The sequence below is a fragment of the Kineococcus siccus genome, from assembly GCF_009906795.1.
In the GTDB taxonomy this organism is placed as follows: domain Bacteria; phylum Actinomycetota; class Actinomycetes; order Actinomycetales; family Kineococcaceae; genus Kineococcus; species Kineococcus siccus.
Genome location: NZ_JAAALN010000065.1, coordinates 1 through 18,312 on the forward strand (window position 1 = coordinate 1; position 18,312 = coordinate 18,312).

The 18,312-nt window shown below is 75.6% G+C and carries 18 protein-coding genes; 14 read left to right on the top strand and 4 right to left on the bottom strand.

All coding sequences use genetic code 11. From position 1 onward, the window contains the following. Together GTR02_RS09435 and GTR02_RS09440 are read left to right on the top strand one after the other, a co-directional pair. On the top strand, nt 1-1,629 hold a 1,629-nt coding region (locus tag GTR02_RS09435; RefSeq protein ID WP_166607233.1), incomplete at its 5' end, for a DUF2339 domain-containing protein. Between the two features lie 23 nt (nt 1,630-1,652). After that, nucleotides 1,653-2,132 (top strand): NUDIX domain-containing protein, encoded by a 480-nt coding sequence (locus GTR02_RS09440; RefSeq protein WP_166607234.1) that lies wholly within the window; start codon nt 1,653-1,655, stop codon nt 2,130-2,132. A 13-nt stretch (nt 2,133-2,145) separates the two neighbouring features. Here GTR02_RS09440 and GTR02_RS09445 read toward each other — a convergent pair whose 3' ends face one another. After that, nucleotides 2,146-3,801, bottom strand: coding sequence for a dipeptide ABC transporter ATP-binding protein (locus GTR02_RS09445; RefSeq protein WP_166607235.1), 1,656 nt, complete (start codon nt 3,799-3,801; stop codon nt 2,146-2,148). A gap of 148 nt (nt 3,802-3,949) precedes the next feature. On the opposite strand from GTR02_RS09445, the gene GTR02_RS09450 reads away from it, so the two are divergent. The 7 genes from GTR02_RS09450 to GTR02_RS09480 are packed head-to-tail and all read left to right on the top strand — an operon-like array spanning nt 3,950 to nt 11,768. Then, the gene (locus GTR02_RS09450) at nt 3,950-5,158 is read left to right on the top strand and encodes a membrane dipeptidase (RefSeq protein ID WP_166607236.1); all 1,209 of its coding nucleotides are present in this window, start codon (nt 3,950-3,952) and stop codon (nt 5,156-5,158) included. Further along, a complete protein-coding gene (locus GTR02_RS09455) occupies nt 5,158-6,804 on the top strand; it encodes an ABC transporter substrate-binding protein (RefSeq protein ID WP_166607237.1) in 1,647 nt (548 codons plus the stop codon). Before GTR02_RS09450 ends, GTR02_RS09455 begins: the two co-directional genes overlap by 1 nt. A 10-nt stretch (nt 6,805-6,814) precedes the next feature. Next, on the top strand, nt 6,815-7,777 hold the full coding sequence (locus GTR02_RS09460) for an ABC transporter permease subunit (RefSeq protein ID WP_205708935.1): 963 nt from the start codon (nt 6,815-6,817) through the stop codon (nt 7,775-7,777). Continuing rightward, on the top strand, nt 7,774-8,679 hold the full coding sequence (locus GTR02_RS09465) for an ABC transporter permease subunit (RefSeq protein ID WP_205708936.1): 906 nt from the start codon (nt 7,774-7,776) through the stop codon (nt 8,677-8,679). Before GTR02_RS09460 ends, GTR02_RS09465 begins: the two co-directional genes overlap by 4 nt. Next, nucleotides 8,676-9,851 carry a M24 family metallopeptidase gene (locus tag GTR02_RS24355; protein ID WP_166607238.1) on the top strand — a complete coding sequence of 392 codons (1,176 nt, stop codon included), beginning with the start codon at nt 8,676-8,678 and terminating at the stop codon, nt 9,849-9,851. The genes GTR02_RS09465 and GTR02_RS24355 overlap by 4 nt, the downstream gene beginning before the upstream one ends. A 52-nt stretch (nt 9,852-9,903) precedes the next feature. After that, nucleotides 9,904-10,764, top strand: a complete 861-nt coding sequence (locus GTR02_RS09475; protein WP_166607239.1) for an alpha/beta fold hydrolase — start codon at nt 9,904-9,906, stop codon at nt 10,762-10,764. Further along, on the top strand, nt 10,761-11,768 hold the full coding sequence (locus tag GTR02_RS09480) for an AsnC family transcriptional regulator (RefSeq protein ID WP_205708937.1): 1,008 nt from the start codon (nt 10,761-10,763) through the stop codon (nt 11,766-11,768). Before GTR02_RS09475 ends, GTR02_RS09480 begins: the two co-directional genes overlap by 4 nt. A gap of 26 nt (nt 11,769-11,794) precedes the next feature. Here GTR02_RS09480 and GTR02_RS09485 read toward each other — a convergent pair whose 3' ends face one another. Both GTR02_RS09485 and GTR02_RS09490 read right to left on the bottom strand, forming a co-directional pair. Beyond that, nucleotides 11,795-12,739, bottom strand: coding sequence for a carbohydrate kinase family protein (locus tag GTR02_RS09485; RefSeq protein ID WP_166607240.1), 945 nt, complete (start codon nt 12,737-12,739; stop codon nt 11,795-11,797). Nucleotides 12,740-12,835: 96 nt separating this feature from the next. After that, nucleotides 12,836-13,963: an ATP-binding cassette domain-containing protein gene (locus tag GTR02_RS09490; RefSeq protein WP_338073705.1), complete on the bottom strand. Its 1,128-nt coding sequence runs from the start codon at nt 13,961-13,963 to the stop codon at nt 12,836-12,838. A gap of 30 nt (nt 13,964-13,993) precedes the next feature. Between GTR02_RS09490 and GTR02_RS22995 the strand changes: the two genes are divergently transcribed. From GTR02_RS22995 to GTR02_RS09510, 4 genes are read left to right on the top strand one after another with little or no spacing between them, the layout of a single operon-like run. Further along, the gene (locus GTR02_RS22995; protein ID WP_166607242.1) at nt 13,994-14,767 is read left to right on the top strand and encodes an ABC transporter permease subunit; all 774 of its coding nucleotides are present in this window, start codon (nt 13,994-13,996) and stop codon (nt 14,765-14,767) included. Continuing rightward, entirely contained in the window at nt 14,764-15,510 is a 747-nt protein-coding gene (locus GTR02_RS09500; protein WP_166607243.1) for an ABC transporter permease subunit, read from the top strand. The genes GTR02_RS22995 and GTR02_RS09500 overlap by 4 nt, the downstream gene beginning before the upstream one ends. Nucleotides 15,511-15,570: 60 nt before the next feature. After that, nucleotides 15,571-16,083, top strand: coding sequence for a PH domain-containing protein (locus GTR02_RS09505; protein WP_338073706.1), 513 nt, complete (start codon nt 15,571-15,573; stop codon nt 16,081-16,083). Then, the gene (locus GTR02_RS09510; RefSeq protein ID WP_338073707.1) at nt 16,080-17,603 is read left to right on the top strand and encodes a PH domain-containing protein; all 1,524 of its coding nucleotides are present in this window, start codon (nt 16,080-16,082) and stop codon (nt 17,601-17,603) included. The genes GTR02_RS09505 and GTR02_RS09510 overlap by 4 nt, the downstream gene beginning before the upstream one ends. Here the strand turns inward: GTR02_RS09510 and GTR02_RS09515 are convergent. Further along, nucleotides 17,600-17,974, bottom strand: coding sequence for a VOC family protein (locus tag GTR02_RS09515; protein WP_166607244.1), 375 nt, complete (start codon nt 17,972-17,974; stop codon nt 17,600-17,602). The two genes, GTR02_RS09510 and GTR02_RS09515, sit on opposite strands and share 4 nt — an antisense overlap. A 134-nt stretch (nt 17,975-18,108) precedes the next feature. Between GTR02_RS09515 and GTR02_RS09520 the strand changes: the two genes are divergently transcribed. Further along, on the top strand, nt 18,109-18,312 hold a 204-nt coding region (locus GTR02_RS09520), incomplete at its 3' end, for a hypothetical protein (RefSeq protein WP_205708939.1).

Below are 18,312 nucleotides of genomic sequence, written 5' to 3' on the forward strand. Positions count from 1 at the left end.
CCCCTCCCACCGCGGCCCCCGCGCGCCCCGCGGCGCGGGCCGACGAACCTCACGCTCGGCCGGCTCTTCGTCCTCGGGGGCGGCGGCTTCACGCTGATCTCGATCGTGCTGCTGCTCGTGATGGGCGCCCAGCGCGGCCTGCTCGGGCCGCAGGCGCGCGTCACGGGGCTCGTCGTGCTCTCCGGGGCGCTCGTGCTGGCCGCGGCGCGCGTGCGCCGCCGCGCGCAGGACGCGACCGCGGCCACGACGCTCGCGGCCGTCGCGTCCACCGGCCTCTACCTCACGGCGGTCGCGGTCACGGCCGTGTACGGCTGGCTGCCGCCCGTGCCCGGTCTGCTCGCCGCCCTGGCCGTGGCCCTCGCGACCCTGCGCCTGGCCCGGGCGTGGGAGTCGCAGGCGCTGGCGGTCGCGACCGTCGCGGCCGTGGGCGCGACGTGGCAGGTCATCGGGGCGGCCGCCGGCGTCGACGCGTCCGTCGTGGCGGCGTTCGTGCTCCTGCTGGCCCTCGGTGCGGGGCTGCTCGTGCGGGCGCGGCCGGGCTGGACGGTGCTCGGCGTCGTGGCCCTGAGCGTCCTGTGGCTCTACCAGCTCGCCGCGTCGCTGCTCGTCGACACCGCTCCCGGCGCCGACCCCACGGCGGTCACCACCGCGGTCGTGACCGCCTCGGCTGTGCTCACGTGGGGGTGGGCGGCCGTCGGCCCCGCCGCCTCCACGGGCCGCGAGCACCTGAGCGCCGCGGCCGCCCTCACCGGGGTCCCCGTGCTCGTCCTCGCGCAGCAGCACGGCCGCGCGGGCACGGCCGCGGACAGCGTCCACGCCACGGTCCTGCTCGGCGCCGCCGCGCTCCTGCTCGCCGTCGCCGCGCTCGGGGCCGCGCGCGGCCGGTGGCCGCTGCCCGCACCGCTGCGGCCGGTGGCCTGGTCGCTGGCCGCGGCCTACACCGTGGCGATCGTGCTGCAGCACACGGCGGGCACGACGCAGGTCGTCGCGGTCCTCACGCAGGCGCTCGTCCTCAGCGTCGTCGCCGCGGTCGCCCTGACGCGGACCAGCCTCGCCATCTCGCTCGCGGTCACACTGGTCGGTCTGGTGCAGCTCGCCGACCGGGTGCCCCTGGGCGCCTTCTGGAGCCGGCTGGAGACGGAGCGGATCGCCACCTGGCCGCTCGCGCTGTCGGCGGCCCTGCTGCTGCTCGACACCGTCTCGCTGCTGTGGACGGCGTCGCGAGTCCTCCCGGCTGCCTTCCACCGCCGGCACCTGTGGCTGCCGTTCCTCCCCCTCGCCTGGTACGCGCTGGTCGCGGCCGCGATCCTCACGGGCACGCGCCTGTTCGCGGCGTCCGCGCGCGTCGACGGGTTCCTCGTCGGCATCATGGCCGCGACCCTGCTGCTCGCCGCCGCGAGCTTCGCCCTGCTCGCGCGCTTCGTCGCGGGCGGAGCGACGGCGCACCGCACCGCGGGCCTGCTGACGCTCGCCGTCGCGGCCGGCAAGGTGCTGCTGATCGACACGACGTCCCTGGACACGCTGTACCGCGTCGGCGCCTACCTCGGGACCGGCCTGGTCCTCATGGGCCTCGGCGCCGCGTTCGGCCGGCGGCTCGCGCAGGTGCCGGAGCGCGGCGCGCCGACCTGACCCCACCGGCCCACACTGGGGGCGTGCCGACCAGACGCAGCGCCGGGATCCTGCTCCACCGCAGCGACGGCCGCGGTGGCTGGGAGGTGCTGCTCGGGCACATGGGCGGGCCGTCCTGGGCCCGCCGGGACGAGCGGGCCTGGTCCCTGCCCAAGGGCGAACCCGAACCGGGCGAGGAGCTCCTCGCCGCGGCCCGCCGCGAGTTCCAGGAGGAGCTGGGCCTGCCGGTGCCCGCCGGTGACCTCCTGGCGCTGGGCGAGGCCCGCCAGTCCGGCGGGAAGGTCGTGACCGCCTGGGCGGTCCGCGGCGACCTCGACCCGGCCGCCGTGCGCAGCGGGACGTTCTCGATGGAGTGGCCCCCGCGGTCGGGCCGCACGAGCGAGTTCCCCGAGATCGACCGGGCCGCCTGGTTCGCCCCGGACGTGGCGCGGCGCAAGCTCGTCGCCGGCCAGGTGCCGCTCCTGGACCGGCTGCTGGACCTGCTCGCGGACGGGCCGCAGTGACGAGCGAGGGGCCTCAGCCCGCCAGCGCCACCAGCCGGCCGCGGTCCGCGCGCGTGACCGGCGGGATCGACGCCAGCAGCCGCCGGGTGTAGTCCTCGCGCGGCGCCTCGAAGATCTGCTGCGTCGTCCCGGTCTCGACGGCCCGGCCGCGGTGCATGACGAGGACCCGGTGCGCGAGGTTGCGCACCACGGACAGGTCGTGGGAGATGAACAGGATCGCCACCCCCAGGCGGTCCTGGAGGCCCACGAGCAGGTCGGTGACCTGCGCCTGGATCGTCACGTCGAGGGCCGAGACGGGTTCGTCGCACACGAGGACCTGCGGGTCGAGCGCCAGGGCGCGGGCGATGCCGATGCGCTGGCGCTGCCCGCCGGAGAACTGGTGGGGGAACCGGTCCACCACCTCCGGCGCCATCCCGACCAGGTCGAGCAGTTCTGCGACGCGGTCGCGGCGGCGCGCCGCGTCGCCCCACCTCGCCGTGACCAGCGGCTCCGCCACGACGTCGCGGACCCGCATGCGGGGGTCGAGCGAGGAGTACGGGTCCTGGAATACCATCTGGACGCCCCGCTGGGCGCCGGGGCGGTGCCCGCGGCGACGGGTCACGTCCGCACCGCCGTAGACGACGCGGCCCGCGTCGGCGGACTCGAGCCCGACGATCATCCGGGCCAGGGTCGACTTGCCCGAGCCCGACTCGCCCACGACGCCCAGCGTCTCCCCGTGGTGCAGCGTGACGCTCACGTCGTCCACGGCCCGGACGGAGCGGCGGTTCCAGCGCGGGCCGCCGGAGAACGTGCGGGTCATGCCCGTCGCCTCCAGCACCACCCCGGGCCGGGCGGCCCCCGTGCCGAGGACGCGGGCCGGCTGGGGCACGGGGACGGAGCCCAGCAGCTCACGCGAGTACGGCGCCTGCGGCGAGGTGAGGACCTGGTCGGCGTCGCCCGACTCGACGACCACGCCGTGGCGCATGACCGTGACCCGGTCGGCGACCTCGGTCACGACGCCGATGTCGTGCGTGATGAGCAGGACGCCCATGTCCAGCTCGCGCCGCAGGTCGTGCAGGAGCCGCAGGATCTGCGCCTGCACCGTCACGTCGAGCGCGGTCGTGGGCTCGTCGGCGATGAGCAGCTGCGGTTCGAGGGAGACGGCCATCGCGATGAGGATCCGCTGGCGCATGCCCCCGGAGAACTGGTGCGGGTAGTCCTTCAGCCGGTGGGCGGGGTTCGCGATGCCCACGAGGTCGAGGAGTTCCGCGGCGCGGCCGGCCGCCCGCGCGCGGGACCACCCGCGGTGCACGCGCAGCACCTCCCCGAGCTGGTCGCCGATGCTGAGCACCGGGTTCAGCGACGAGAGCGCGTCCTGCAGGACCATGCTCATGCGCTCGCCGCGCACCGCCCGGCGTCGGGCCGGCGTCATCGCCAGCACGTCCTCACCCGCGAGGAGGAGTTCGCGCGCCTGCACCGTCGCCGCGGGGTCGACCACGCCCATCACCGCGCGCGCGGTGACGGTCTTGCCGGAACCCGACTCCCCGAGCAGCGCGTGCAGCTCGCCGGGACGGACGTCGAGGTCCACGCCCGACGCGGCGAGGACCGGGCCCGTGGGGCCGGGGAAGCGCACGGAGAGGCCCCGGACGTGCAGGACGGCGGGGCGCGACGACGTCGGGTCGGTGACCATGACGACATCATGCACCCGCCGGAGCCGCCGGATTGTTTCGCGCGCGAGAAATCTGTGCCGGGATACTCCGCAGGTCTTGACGCAAACGCCGGATGAGGGGCAACGTTCGCCGTCGAACGCCGATCCCAGTGCACCTGGAGGCACCCCCGTGCTCGAACCCGCCAAGCGCTACGCCGGCTACACGGCCTACGACTACCTCGAGGAGGGGGTCGACTACCGCGGTTTCGCCTACGCGGCCCAGGTGCACCGCGTCCCGCCCTACGCGGGCCTCGACCTCACCGCCGACCAGGCCGCCCGCGCCGAGCGGCTGCTCGCGCAGGAGACCGTCATCTCCCTGCACGAGCACGTCCAGGTGTTCCCCGCCGACATGGGCGAGCTGCGCGACCACATCCGCCAGGGCCGCGAACCCACCGCCTACGAGGGGCTCGCGCGGTCCGGGCTCACGGCCGTCTTCGACAACGGCATGGACGGCACCTGCTGCATCTCCAGCGACGCGGGGTGGAAGTACCAGGACGTCCTGTTCGACCTCGGCGTCCGCATGGCCGACCTCGCGCACCAGGACTTCGTCGTCAAGGGCGAGACCGTCGCCGACATCGAGCACGCGCACGAGACGGGCCGCATCGCCCACGTCTTCGCGCTCGAGGCCTCGACGATGATCGAGAACGAGGTCGACCGCCTCGACGTGCTCTACGGGTTCGGCGTCCGGCAGATGGGCATCGCCTACTCGGAGGCGAACACCCTCGGCAGCGGGCTCAAGGAGCGCGGCGACGGCGGCCTCACCTACTTCGGCGAGCGGGCCGTGAAGCGCATGAACAAGCTCGGCATCGCCATCGACATCTCGCACTCGGGCGACCAGACCTGCCTCGACACGATCGCCGTGTCCGACAAGCCCGTGTTCATCACCCACGCGGGCGCGCGGTCCGTGTGGCCCACCAACCGCATGAAGACCGACGCCACCATCACGGCCTGCGCGGAGCGGGGCGGGGTCATCGGGATCGAGGCCGCCCCGCACACCACGCTGTCGCCGGACCACCCCCGGCACAGCCTCGAGTCGGTCATGGACCACTTCCGCTACTGCGTCGACCTCGTCGGCATCGACCACGTGACGTTCGGCCCCGACACCCTGTTCGGGGACCACGTGGGCCTGCACGACGCCTTCGCGGCCAACCTCTCCCTCGGCCAGGCGCACGCCGGTGTGGAGTACGACAAGGTCCCCTACGTCGACGGCCTGGAGAACCCCGCCGAGGCGATGGGCAACATCATCGGCTGGCTGGTCCAGCACGACTACTCCGACGACGAGATCCGCAAGGTCGTCGGCGGCAACACGCTGCGCGTCCTGTCGGAGGTGTGGTGCTGATGGCCGGCCTCGAGCGCCCCGCCCGCCGGGCCGTCATCGTCGGTGGGCTCGGCGGCCTGTCCGCCGCGGCGATCGCCGCGTGCGCACCCTCGGCTCCGGAGGAGCCCGCCGGCGGCGAGGAGGGAGCCTCGTCCGCGGGCACCGAGACCCTCACGATCGCCACGACCACCGACGTCGTGAACTTCAACCCCGTCGTCGGCAACAGCCGCTCCGACCAGTGGGTCACCGGTCTCATGTACCCGCGGCTGCTCACGATCGCGGGCGACGGCACCAAGGAGGCCGAGCTCGCCACCGAGTGGGGCTACGTGGACCCGACGACCGGGTACTACGAGATCCGCGGCGACTTCGCCTGGAGCGACGGCACGCCGCTGACGGCCGGGGACGTCGCCTGGACGCTCAACGCCGTCAAGCGGGACGCGCCCTCCGGCACCTTCTACGGCCAGCTCGCCGAGTTCGTCCAGGCGACGGCCGTGTCCGACACCCGCGTCGAGTTCACCATGACCGCGCCGAACTCCTCGCTGGTCGACGAGATCGGCTTCTGGGGCTGCGTCGTGCCCCGGCACGTCTTCGAGCCCGCCGGGTCCATCGCGGACTTCGCCAACGACGGCAGCGGCGGCGGGTGGGTCAGCGCCGGGCCGTACGTCCTGACGGCCGTGCAGGCCGGGCAGAGCTACACCCTGGAGCGGGTCGCGAAGTACCCGCTGGTCGAGGGCGGCGTTCCGGTCGCCGCCAAGGTGGTCTACCGCGTGTTCCCGGACGTCAATACCGAGATCCTCGCGCTGCGCAGCGGAGAGGCCGACGTCATCGCCAACGCGCTGCCGCCCGCCCAGGTCGAGCAGCTGCGCGGCACCGACGGCCTCGCCGTCCAGGAGGCCACGGGCCTCGGCTACGCGCACATGGTCTACAACATGGACAACCCCGACCTCGCGAAGACCGAGGTCCGCCAGGCGCTCGCGCGCGCCGCCGACTACGAGGCGATCCGGCAGGTGGCCCTGTCCGGCCAGGCCGTCTCGACCGGATCCAGCCCGCTGATGCCGGTCCTGGCCCGGTACCACGACCCGTCGATCACCGAGTACCCGTTCGACCCCGACGCGTCCCGGGCGCTCCTGCAGCGGGCGGGCTACACCGCGGACGCGGACGGCATGTTCGGCCTCTCGTTCCGCCTCATCTACTCCCTGCAGGACTCCGTGACCTCGCAGTGGGCGCAGATGGTCAAGGACTCCTCGGCGCAGGCGGGCATCGAGATCCGGCTGCAGGGTTCCGAGCGCAACACCTACCTGGCGCAGACGAACGACGGCGACTACGACGTCTACGCCGGGAACTTCGCCATCATGGACGACCCGGTGCTGAACTTCTCCCTCTCCTACCTGCCGGGCGGGGCCATCAACTACACCAACGTCGACGACCCGGCGCTCAACGAGCTCATCGCGCAGGGGGCCCGCGCCACCGACCTCGACGAGAAGGTCGCCGTCTTCCGGGAGGCGGCGAAGCTGGTGCACGAGCAGGTCTACGACAACATCATGTACACCCAGAACCTGTTCTTCGCGCACAGCGACGAGTGGTCCGGCTTCATCTCGCGGCCCAGCGAGCTGCTGTCGATCATCAACCCCGTCTCGGTGGCCTCGGCGACGAAGTCCGCGAGCTGAGGTCGGCGCCGTGTCGATCGCCGCGTTCGCCGCCCGCCGGCTCGGCCGGGGGGTCCTGACGGTCTGGTTCGCGGTGACCGTGACGTTCCTCCTGCTCCGGCTGCTGCCGGGGGACCCGGCGCTGGCCGTGTCCAGCCCCACGCAGACGGAGGCGACCCGGGCGCTGCTGCTGACGCAGTACGGGCTCGACAAGCCCCTCGTCGAGCAGTACCTGCTGTACCTGGCGCAGCTCCTGCAGGGCAACCTCGGCACCTCCTTCACCCAGTCGGTTCCGGTGCTGGACGTCCTGCTCGTGCGCCTGCCGTGGACCGTCCTGCTCACCTTCAGCGCCCTCGTCCTGACGGTGCTGGTGGGGGTGCCGCTCGGGGTCCTCGCCGCGTCCCGGCGCGGCGGGTTCCTCGACAAGGCCGTGCAGGTGTTCGGGGTCACGGGACAGTCGCTGTTCGTCCCGAGCATCGGCGTCCTGCTGCTGTTCGTGGCCGGCCTGGAGCTGCGCTGGGCCCCGATCGGGGGCGCCTACTCCGAGGGCACCTACGGCGGGCAGTGGTACCTCTCCGTCCTGCACCACCTCGTGCTGCCGTGCCTGTCGCTCACCCTCGTGCAGCTGGGGTCCTACGTCCTCACGCTGCGCGCCACGCTCGTCGACGCGCTCGCCGACGACTACGTGGTGCTGGCCCGCGCCAACGGCCTGTCCGAGCGGCGCATCCTGTGGAAGCACGCGCTGCGCAACGCCCTGCTGCCCGCCACCACGCTCATCGGCCTGCAGCTGGGCTTCCTCGTCGGGGGCGCCGTGCTCACCGAGACCGTGTTCGCCTACCCCGGCGTCGGCCGGGGCATCTACGAGGCGGTGACCCAGCTGGACTTCCCCGTGCTGCAGGGAGCGTTCCTCATGCTCGCGCTGACGGTCGTGCTCGCCAACACCGTGACCGACCTGGTCTACGGCTGGCTGGACCCGCGGGTGAAGGCGTCGTGAGCGCGCCCCTGCCCGAGGTGGTGCTGGGAGGTGTCCCCGTCGCCCCGCCCGCCGGGGGCGCCCGGCGCGCCGGTGCGTCCACGTGGCGGGCCTACCGGCGCCAGCCGCTCGGGATGGCCGCCCTCGTCCTGCTCGGCCTGCTCGTGCTGGTCGCCGTGGCGGGTCCCTGGGTCGTCCCCGCACCGGCCAGCTACGGCACCGACGTCCTCGTCGCGCCGGGCGCGGGGTACCTGTTCGGCACCGACGCGCTCGGGCGCGACGTCCTCGCCGAGGTCGTCCACGGCACGCGCCAGTCCGTCCTCGTCGCGGCCGCCGCCTCGGCGATCGCCATCGTCGTCGGCACCCTCGTCGCGGTCGTCGGGGCCTACGTGCCCTGGCTGGACGCGGTCGTCAGCGTCGTCGTGGACCTCACGCTGTCGCTGCCCGTGCTCCCGCTCATGATCCTCGTCGCCGCCCTGGCGGGGCCGAGCACCACGACGCTCGTGCTCGTCGTCGCGGCGTTCTCGTGGCCGGAGGTGACCCGCCTGGTGCGCTCGCAGGCCCTGACCGTCGTCGGGCTGGCCTACGTCGACGCCGCCCGGCTCATGACCCGCGACCACGCCTGGATCATCGGGCGGCACGTGGTCCCGGCGGTGACGCCGGTCATCGTCGTCTCCGTCGTCGTGACGGCGTCCCGGGCCGTGCTGTCGGCGGCCGGTCTCGCCTTCCTGGGCCTCGGGGACCCCACCTCCTGGTCCTGGGGGCGGATCCTCTACGAGGCGCAGTCGGCCGGGGCGATGGTCAGCGCGTGGTGGCTGACGCTCTTCCCCTCGCTCGCCATCCTGGCCCTCGTCCTCTCGGCGACGCTCGTGTCCATCGCCTACAACGACGCCCGCAACCCGCGCACGGCCGGTCCGGCGTGAGCGGCTTCGCGACGCGGCTCGACGGCGCGGTCCTCGACCGCGTCGTCGCGCGCGCCCGGGCCGCCGTGGCCGCCGAGGGCCTCGACGGGCTCCTCACCGACAGCCCCGAGGACGTGGCCCACCTCACCGGCTTCTTCCACCACCCGTGCGAGCGTCCCGTCGCGGTGCTGCTGGCTCCCGACGGCGAGGTGGTCCTGCTCGTCCCCGACCTGGAGGTGGGGCACGCCGAGGACCAGCGCGTCCGCGCGCGGATCGTCAGCTACGCCGAGTACCCGGGGCTGCGGAACCCGTTCGCCCCCCTCCTGGGCGCCGTCGGCCCCGCGCGCCTGGGGGTCACCACGGCCATCACGCAGCACCGGCTCGCCCTCGTCCAGGCCGCGTCGGGACGGTCCGACTGGGTGCCCACCGACGTGCTGGACGGCGTCCGGGCCGTGAAGGAGCCCGAGGAGGTGGCCCTGCACCGCGAGGCCGCCCGCATCACCGACCTCATGCTCGACGCCGGCACGGGGCTCGTGGCCGCGGCGGTCGCCGCGGGCGGGAGGCTGCCCAGCGAGGCCGAGCTCGCGGGGCACGTCGGCGCGGCGGGGATCGCCGAGATGCACGCCGCGCACGACGACGTCGTCGTCGTCTCACCCCTCGCCGGCGGCCTGGTCTACGCGGCGGAGAACTCCGTGCGCCCGCACGGACTGCCGTCGGGGTACCGGTTGCGTCCGGGCGACACGTTCGTGCTGTCGCTCGGGTGCGCGGTCGGCGGCCGCTTCGTCGAGGGGGAGCGCACCTACGTCCTCGGCGAGCCGACCGCGCAGCAGCGACGCCTGCACGACGCCGTGCGCGACGCCCAGGCCGAGGGCGCCCGCGCCATCGCGCCCGGCACCCGGTGCGCCGACAGCAACGCCCGGTGCCTGGCCGTGCTGCGCGAGCGCGGCCTGGGGGAGTTCGTGCGCCACCGGCAGGGCCACGGGATCGGCCTGGGCATGCACGAACCGCCGTGGCTGGAGGACGGTGACACCACCGTGCTGCGGCCCGGGATGATCGTGTCCAACGAACCGGGCGTCTACGTGCCCGGCCACGCGGGCTACCGGATCAGCGACAGCGTCCTGGTGACGCCGGCGGGTTCGGAACCCCTGACCAGTCGTCCCCGATCGCTGGACGACTGCGTGATCGCCGCCTGAGCGGCACCGACGAGCCGAGGAGCCGGCGACGGCCCGACAGGAGGGTGGGAGCATGTCCGGGGTGCAGCGTGTCCGGATCAACGACAACGAGCTGGCCGTGGAGGTCCTGGGGCCCGAGGGTGCCCCGGTGGTCCTGGCCCACCACGGGGCGCCGGGACTCGGCTCGCGGGCCGAGCCGCGCGCGAGCTTCGGCCGGCTGGCCGACGAGTACCGCGTCGTGGTCTTCGACGCCCGCGGCAGCGGCGAGAGCGAGGGGTCGGGCACCTTCAGCCACGAGCAGTGGGCCGCGGACCTGGACGGCCTGCGCGCGTGGGTGGGTGCGGAGGACGTCGTCGTCGCCGGCGGCTCCTACGGTGGGTTCATGGCCCTGGAGTACGCGATCCGCTACCCCGGCCGCGTCCGCGCGGTCGTGCTCCGCGACACCTCCGCGGACCACAGCAACATGCACCGCGCCCGCGAGAACGCCCTGGCGAGCGACCGCGTCCGCGTCGACATGGAGAAGTTCGACCGCATCGACACGGGGCAGGTGCGCGACGACGACGACCTGCGCGACTGCTGGCGGGAGATCCTGCCGCTGTACGACTTCACCTACGACCCGGCGGTCGTGGAGCGCAAGGTCGCCGCGACCCCCTACCGGTTCGAGGCCCACAACCACGCCTTCAGCGTGAACATGCCCTCCTACGACATCACCGCCCAGCTCCCCTCGATCCCGGTCCCCGTCCTCGTGACGGTCGGTCGCGCGGACTGGATCACGCCCGTCGAGAGCAGCGAGAAGATCGTCTCCCTCGTCCCGGACGGGCGCCTGGTCGTGTTCGAGCGCTCGGGGCACTCCCCGCAGGTCGAGGAGGCCGAGGCGTGGACCGCCACGGTGCGCGGGTTCCTGCACGAGGTCGTCCCCCCGGCGGCCGCGTGAGCGACGTGCTGGACGGGCTCACCGACCTCGACAAGCGCATCGTCGTGGTCCTGCAGTCCAACGGCCGCGCGAGCTGGCGCACGGTGGCGGAGGCCGTCGGGGCGTCGACGGCCACGGTGGCGCGGCGCGGCCAGCAGCTGCTGGCCGAGGGCGTGGTGCGGGTCGCGGTCGTGCCCGTCCTCGCCGCGGGGGGGCCCTTCTCGTCGTTCTGGGCCCGCATCACGTGCGCCGCGGGGCGGTCCATGGAGGTCGCCGAGGAACTCGTGCGGCACCCCGCCGTGCGCTTCTGCGCCGTCGTCGCGGGGGAGTACGACATCGTCGCGGAGGTGGTGCTGCGCGGCAGCGCCGCCACCTACCCGTCGATGCTGGTCGGCCTGCAGGACATCGCCGGGATCGAGCGCTGGCGCAGCGACTACACCCTGCACGTCTACAAGGTCAGCTTCGACTGGGGCCGGCAGCTGTACGGCGAGATGTTCCCCCGGGGCGGACCGAGCAGCGCGGGCTCCGCCGAGCCCGCCGACTGCAGCCCGCAGCACTTCGACGACGCCGACCGGCAGATCCTCGAGCGCCTCGCCGTGGACGGCCGGGAGACCTTCCAGCAGATCGCGGACGGCATGGGGCTCAACGAGTCCAGCGTCCGCCGGCGCTACGAGCGGATGCGCGGCAACCGCTGCCTCGACGTGCTCACGCTCGTGCAGTCCGCCGCGCTGGGGATGGGGGCGGAGACGCTCGTGCAGGTCACGGTGGAACCCTCGCGGCTCGACGTCGTTGCGAAGGAGCTCGCGACGTACCCGTTCGTGCGCTACCTCGCCCTGATGCTGGACGAGAACTCTCTGCTGTGCGAACTCATCACCCCGAGCACCGAGGACCTGCACGCGTTCATGACGGGGCCGCTGTCGCAGCTCGACGGCGTCCGCGGGTGGTCGGCCTCGATGGAGCTGGTGTTCCTCAAGCGGGGGTTCGTCGAGACGCCGTGGTGGCGCGCGCAGGCCGGCCCCTCCTGAGGCCGCACCTCCCCGGGCGGGCCGCCTCAGCCCACGCGCGGCTGCGTCCGGCGGAACTCCTCGACCTGGGCCAGGTCGACGATGCCCGCGTCGGAACCCAGCCCGGTGGCGACCAGGCTGCCGCACGCGAGCCCGCGCTCGGCGGCCGCGAGCTCGTCGAGGCCGCCGAGGAGGCCGGAGACGAAACCCGCCGTGAAGGCGTCGCCGCAGCCGGTCGTGTCGACGACGTCCACGGCGAACGCGGGCAGCACCACCTCGGCGGACCCGTTGCGCGCCAAGCTGACCCCCTCCCTGCCGAGGGTGAGGACGGTGCAACCGACGCCGTGGTCGTGCAGCCACCGCACGATCTCCGCGCGGTCCTCGGTCCCGACGAGCCAGCCCGCCTCCTCGACGTTCGGCAGGAGGTAGTCGACGTGCGGCAGGGCCGCGGCGATCAGCTCCTGGGCGTCGGGGCGCGGGCTCATGAGGAAGTCCACGGTGGTCGTGACGCCGAGCTCCTTCACGCGCCGCAGGATCCGCGCCATCGGGGCGCCGTCGATGCCGGGCAGGACGAACGCGCCGCCGAGGTGGAACACGTCGGCGCGCGCCACCTCCTCCCAGGGCACGTCGTCCTCGGTGAGCGCGGCGTTGGCGCCGAGGACGTGCAGCGCGGGCCGGGACCCGTCGGCGCGCACGGTCAGGAGGCTCGCCGACGTCTGCCGCTGCGCGTCGACGACCAGGTGGGTGACGTCGACGCCGTGCCCCGCCATGGTCGTGCGGACGAACTCCCCGATCGCGTCGTCGCCGATCCGCCCCACCGCGCTGACGTCGACGCCGAGCTTCGCGAGGTCGACCGCCGGGGCGGCCGCGGTCCCCGCCACGGTGAACCGGATCTCCTCGAGCATCGCGAGCTGCTGCCCCGGCGGCACGGCCGTGAACGGCCAGCCGAGGGCGTCGGCGATGTGCGCGCCGAACGAGACGACCTGGGACATGCGGCCTCCGGACCTCGGGGTGGGCGGTCAGCTCAGCGGGTGCGCAGCCGCTGAGTCAACCCTCCGGCGCCCGGCGCGGACGGCGTGCGCCGCCGATCAGCCGCGGTCCTCCTCGGGCCGGCCCCGGCGCAGCGCGGTGTGCACGACGTCGGGCGTCAGGACCCCGACGTAGGTGGCCCCGTCCAGCACGGGCACCCAGCGCAGGTCCTGGCCCAGCAGCACGGAGAAACCCGTGCGCAGGGTCTCCGAGCTCTGCACGGTCGCGCCGAAGCCCTCGACCCAGTCCGCGACGCGGCCGTGGGCGTCGCCGCGGCGCATCGCCTGCGTCAGCGAGCGCCGCGGCACCCAGCCCAGCAGGGCCGCGGTGTCGGCGTCGCGGACGATGCCCCAGGACCGGCTGTCCAGCTCCAGCGCGGTCGCGGCGTAGCCGACGCCGTCGCCGGGGGCCAGCACGGTCGGCTGGTCGAGGTCCTCCACGCGGATCGGGGTGACGGCGAGGCGCCGCAGCCCCCGGTCGGAGCCGATGAAGCGCAGCACGAACTCGTTGGCGGGCTCGGACAGCAGCGTGGCCGGGTCGTCGAGCTGCTCCAGCGTCCCGCTGGCCGACAGCACCCCGATCCGGTCGGCCAGCTGCACGGCCTCGTCGAGGTCCTCGGTGGCCAGCAGGACGGTCGTCGGGCGGGTGTCCCGGACGTGGCGCAGGTCGGCCTGCAGGCGCGTGCGCTCGGCGGGGTCGGCGTCGCCGAACGGGTCGTCGAGCAGCAGGACCGCGGGCCCGGCGGCGACGGCGCGGGCCAGGGCCACGCGCTGCTGGTCCTCGCGGGTCAGCTCCGAGGGGAGGCGGTCCCCGCACGCCCAGGGGTCGAGGCCGACCAGCTCGAGCGCCTCGTCGGCGCTGCGGCGGGCGGCCGCCGCGTCCCAGCCCAGCAGCCGGGGCACGGTCGCCGCGGCCGCCCGGGCGCTCTGGTGGGGGAGCAGCCCACCGGGGCGGGCGACGAACCCCGTGCCCCGGCGCAGCTGCACCGCGTCGGTGCCCGTGACGTCGCGGCCGTCCACGAGCACGGCCCCCGCGGACGTGGCGACCAGGCGGTTGACCAGGCGCAGGACCGTCGACGCGCCGCAGCCCGCCGGGCCGACGAGCGCGACCACCTCGCCGCGCCGCACGTCCAGGGACAGACCCCGCACGGGGTCCACCCCCGCGCCCGGACGGGACGTCGCGTCCACCAGCCGGATGACGACGTCGCCGGTAGCGTCGTGACCCGACGTGAGGTCATCGACACCCGTCGTGACCTCGGGGGGAGGGCCGGACCCATCCACGCTCATCTGCGCAGCCTCGCCGACAGCTGCCTGAGCCGCAACGAGCCCCTCTGCGGCCCGGCGCTGGCCGCGGCCCGGCCGGAGCTGCTCGCCGCCCTCGTCGAGCACGCCGTCCTCGCCGCGCTCGCCGTCACCGGCGCCGCGCTCCTCGCCCTGCCGCTCGTGCTGCTCGGCCGGCGGCGGACCCCGGCGGGGGCCGTCCTGCGCGGGTCCGGGAGGGCCGCCGCCGGCGTCGGCTCGGCGGTGCCGCTGCTGGCCCTGGTGGCTCTCGCGGTGGGGGTCGCGGGCCCGACGGCGTCCGCCGTGGTGCTGCCCGTGGGCCTGGTCTGCACCGTCGTGCTCGTGCGGGCGCTCGCGGCCGGGCTGGCCGCGGTCCCGCCCGCGGTCGTCGAGGCCGCGCGGGCGGCCGGCTCCACGCGCACCCACCTCGTCGTCGCGGTCGAGCTGCGGACCGCGCTGCCCACCGCCCTGGCCGGGCTGCGCACCGCGGCGGCCGCGGCCGTGACGCTGACGACCGCCGGGGCGGTCGTCGGGCACGGTGGGCTGGGCGACGTCCTCGTGCGCGGGGTGCGCGACGGGGTGCGCGACGGGGCGCGCGCCGAGGTCGTCGCCGCGGCCGTGCTCGTGGTCCTGCTCGCGCTCCTGCCGGACCTGCTCCTGCTCCTCGTGCAGCGCCGCTGCACGCCGCGGGGCGCCCGGGTGCCGGCGTGACCGTCCTCGGCGACCTGCTCGACCCCGCCGCGTGGCGCGGGGCCGGCGGCCTGCTCGCTCCGCTGCTCACGCACCTCGCCGTCGCCGCGCTCGCCCTGGGGCTCGCGTGCGCGCTCGCCCTGCCGGTCGCCGTCGCGGTCGGCCACCGCCGGCCGGGCGCGGCCGCGCAGGCCCGGCCGGGCGCGCGGGTGGCCGCGGCGGGCGTCGTGGTCGCCCGCTGGGTGCCGGTCCTGGCCCTGGTCGCGGTGCTGCTCGTGCTCGCGCCCCCCGCCGGGGGCGGGGCCGTCGCGGTGGTGCTCGCGGTGGCCGTGCTGTGCGCGCCGCCGCTGTTCGCCGCGGTCGTGGCGGCCGTCGGCGTCGTCGAGCCCGCCGCCGTCGAGGCGGTCCGGGCGGCCGGGGCGAGCGAGGCGCAGGTCGTCCGCGGCGTCGAGCTCGTGCTGGCCGCGCCGGCGGTCGTCGCGGCGGTGCGCCGCGGCGCGGCCCAGGCGCTCGGCGCCACGGCCGTCGCCGGCCTCGTCGGCGGTCCCGGCCTCGGCGCCGGCATCGCCCGGGGTCTCGCCGCGGACGACCCGGCGCGGGCGCTGCCCCCGGCGCTGGTCCTCGTCGTCGCCGCGCTCCTGGTCGCGGGCCTGCTGGCCCTGCTCGAGCGCGCCGCCGACCCGCTGCGCCGCGGCCGCCGCGCCCGCCCGCGGCGCACCCCGGTCGTCGTCCCCGGGCTGGTCGCCGAGGGCGCGACCGACTGACCCCGGCGTCCCCCCGACGAGGGAGGTGACACCGTCCGGCACCGTGGCAGTGTGGGACCCGTGGAGACCGTGGGTACGCCCAGCACCGCCGCGGCGGAACCGTTCGACCCCGAAGGCGTCCAGTGGCAGCGGGTCTCCCCGCGCCTCGCCGCCGCGCGGCGCACCGTCCTGGTGGCCTTCTGGGGCCCCATGGCCCTCGTCGCGCTCGGGCTCGCCGTCTGGCTGACGTGGTGGATCGCCCTCGCGGCCGTGGCCGTCGCCGCGCTGGTGGGCTGGCAGTGGTGGCTCATCGGCCGCCAGGTGCCTGCGTGGGGCTACGCCGAGCGCGACGACGACCTCCTCGTGCGGCACGGCCTGCTGTTCCGCTCGCTCGTCGTCGTGCCGTACGGCCGCCTGCAGTTCGTCGACGTCGAGGCCGGCCCGGTGGACCGCCGCTTCGGCCTCGCCCGGGTCCAGCTGCACACGGCCTCGACCGGCACGGACGCGGCGATCCCGGGCTTGCCGCCCGCGGAGGCCGCGCGGCTGCGCGACCGCCTCGCTGCGCGCGGGGAAGCCCGGCTGGCGGGCCTGTGAGCACCGGGACCGGGACCGGGGACGCCGCCGTGCCCGCCGACGTGGCGCCCGCCGCGGAGGCCGTCCCCGCCGTCGACGCCGTGCCCGCCGAGGTGGCCGCGGGGCTCGAGCCCGGGGCCCGCGAGGTCCTGACCGACCCGGGCTGGAAGCGGCTGCACCCCGTCACCCCCGTCCTGCGGGCGTGGAAGATCGTCGCGGTCGCCCTGGTGGTGCTGGCGCAGCAGGGCCTCGACAACCTCCTGCAGGCCCGGCTGCCCGGCTGGGTGCTGCTGCTCGTCGTGGTCGGCGGCCTCGCGGCCCTCGCGCTCGTCACCGCCGTCTACTCCGCCGTCGCCTGGCGCCGCACGCGCTACCGGATCGACGCCGACGCCGTGCACATCGAGCAGGGCGTCCTCTGGCGCCAGCAGCGCCGGGCCCAGCTCGACCGGCTGCAGGCCGTCGACCTCGTCCGGCCCCTGCTGGGCCGGCTGTTCGGCCTCGCGGAGCTCCGCCTCGAGGTGGCCGGCGGCGCCGGCAGCAAGATCTCGCTGGCCTACCTCAAGGAGGAGGAGGCGCAGGTCGTCCGCAACGCGCTGCTCGCGGCCGCGGCCGGGGTGCGCTTCGCCGAGGGCGAGCCGGTCGTCGAGGCGCCGCAGCGCGCGGTGGTCGAGGTGCCGATCCCGCGGCTGCTGCTCTCGACGCTGCTGTCGGGCCTCACGATCGCCGTCGTGGTGGTCGCCGTCGGGTGCGTCGTGACGATCGTGCTGACGGGCGAGGTGGCGCCCCTGGCCGGCCTGGCGCCCGGGGTGCTGGGCCTCGCGGCGGCGTTCTGGAACCGCTTCAACCACGGGTTCGGCTTCTCGGTGGCGGAGAGCCCGGACGGTCTGCGGCTCAAGCACGGCCTCCTGGAGCAGCGCTCGCAGACCGTCCCGCCCGGCCGCGTCCAGGCCCTGCGCATCTCCCAGCCCCTGCTGTGGCGGCGCGTGGACTGGTGGCGCGTGCACGTCAACGTCGCGGGCTACGGCGGCGAGTCCGGCGAGGAGAGCGCGGACTGCACGGTCGTGCTGCCCGTCGGCACGCGCGACGAGCTCGCCCGCGTGCTCGCGATCGTGCTGCCCGACCTCGGCACGGGGGAGGAGTCGCCCCTGGACGTCGTGAGCAGCGGCCTGACGGGCCGCGGCACGGACGGGGGCTTCACGCCCGCCCCGCGCGCGTCCCGCCGCCTCGACCCGGTCAGCTGGCGGCGGCACGGCTTCCGCGTCACCGACCGGGCGTTCCTGGCGCGCAGCGGCCGCGTCCTGCGCAGCCTCGACGTGGTCCCGCACGAGCGCACGCAGAGCCTGGCCCTGCACCAAGGCCCGCTGCAGCGCCGCCTGGGCCTGGCGAGCGTCGCCCTGCACTCCACGCCGGGCCCCGTCTCGCCGCGCGTGGACCACCTCGCGGCCGGGGTGGCCGCGGCCCTCCTGGCCGAGCAGGCCGTGCGGGCCCGGGCCGCCCGGGCCGCCGCCGGCCCCGAGCGCTGGATGGCCCGGGAGAGCTAGCCGGCGGTGTCCTCCAGGTAGACCAGGTCGTTGCCGTCGGGGTCGGCGAAGTGGAACATCGGGGGCACGCCCTCCCAGCGCAGGACCTCGGCGTTGTGCAGCACCACCCCCTCGGCGTCCGCCAGCCGCGCGTGCGCGGCCCCCGCGTCGCTCGTGCCGAGCCGCACCGCCATCGGCAGCGGGCTGCCGGGCGGCAGCAGGACCAGCCCCACGTCCGACCCGGGCGGCACGACCTCCACCATCCGCGCCCCGGGCCAGACCTCCACGTCGTGGCGCACCGCGCACCCCAGCACGCCCGTGTAGAAGGCCAGCGCCGCGTCCTGGTCGGCCACCGGCACGGCCACGCTCAGCACCCTCGTCGTCATCGTCATGCGGGGGAGACGCCCTGCGCGCCGGGAACTCATCGGTCGCGTCGCGGGTCGGGCCCGGCCCGACCGGCGCGCCGCCTGGCGGGCGGACCGCACGGGTCGGCAAGATCCTCGTGTCCCGGGGGAGGAGGTGCGCGGTGCGGTCACCCTTCGCTGCCGACCGCCTCCCCGACGGTCGCCGGCACTACAGCCGCGAGGCGGTCCTGGCGCGCCGGGCGCTGCTGGCGGGTCTCGTGGTGGCCGGCGCCGGGACGGCCGTCGGCGTCGAGCACCTGCGCGACCCCGACGCGCCCGCGCCCGCGGACCCGCGCGCCACCGCGGCCGCCGTCGAGGGGCCGCGG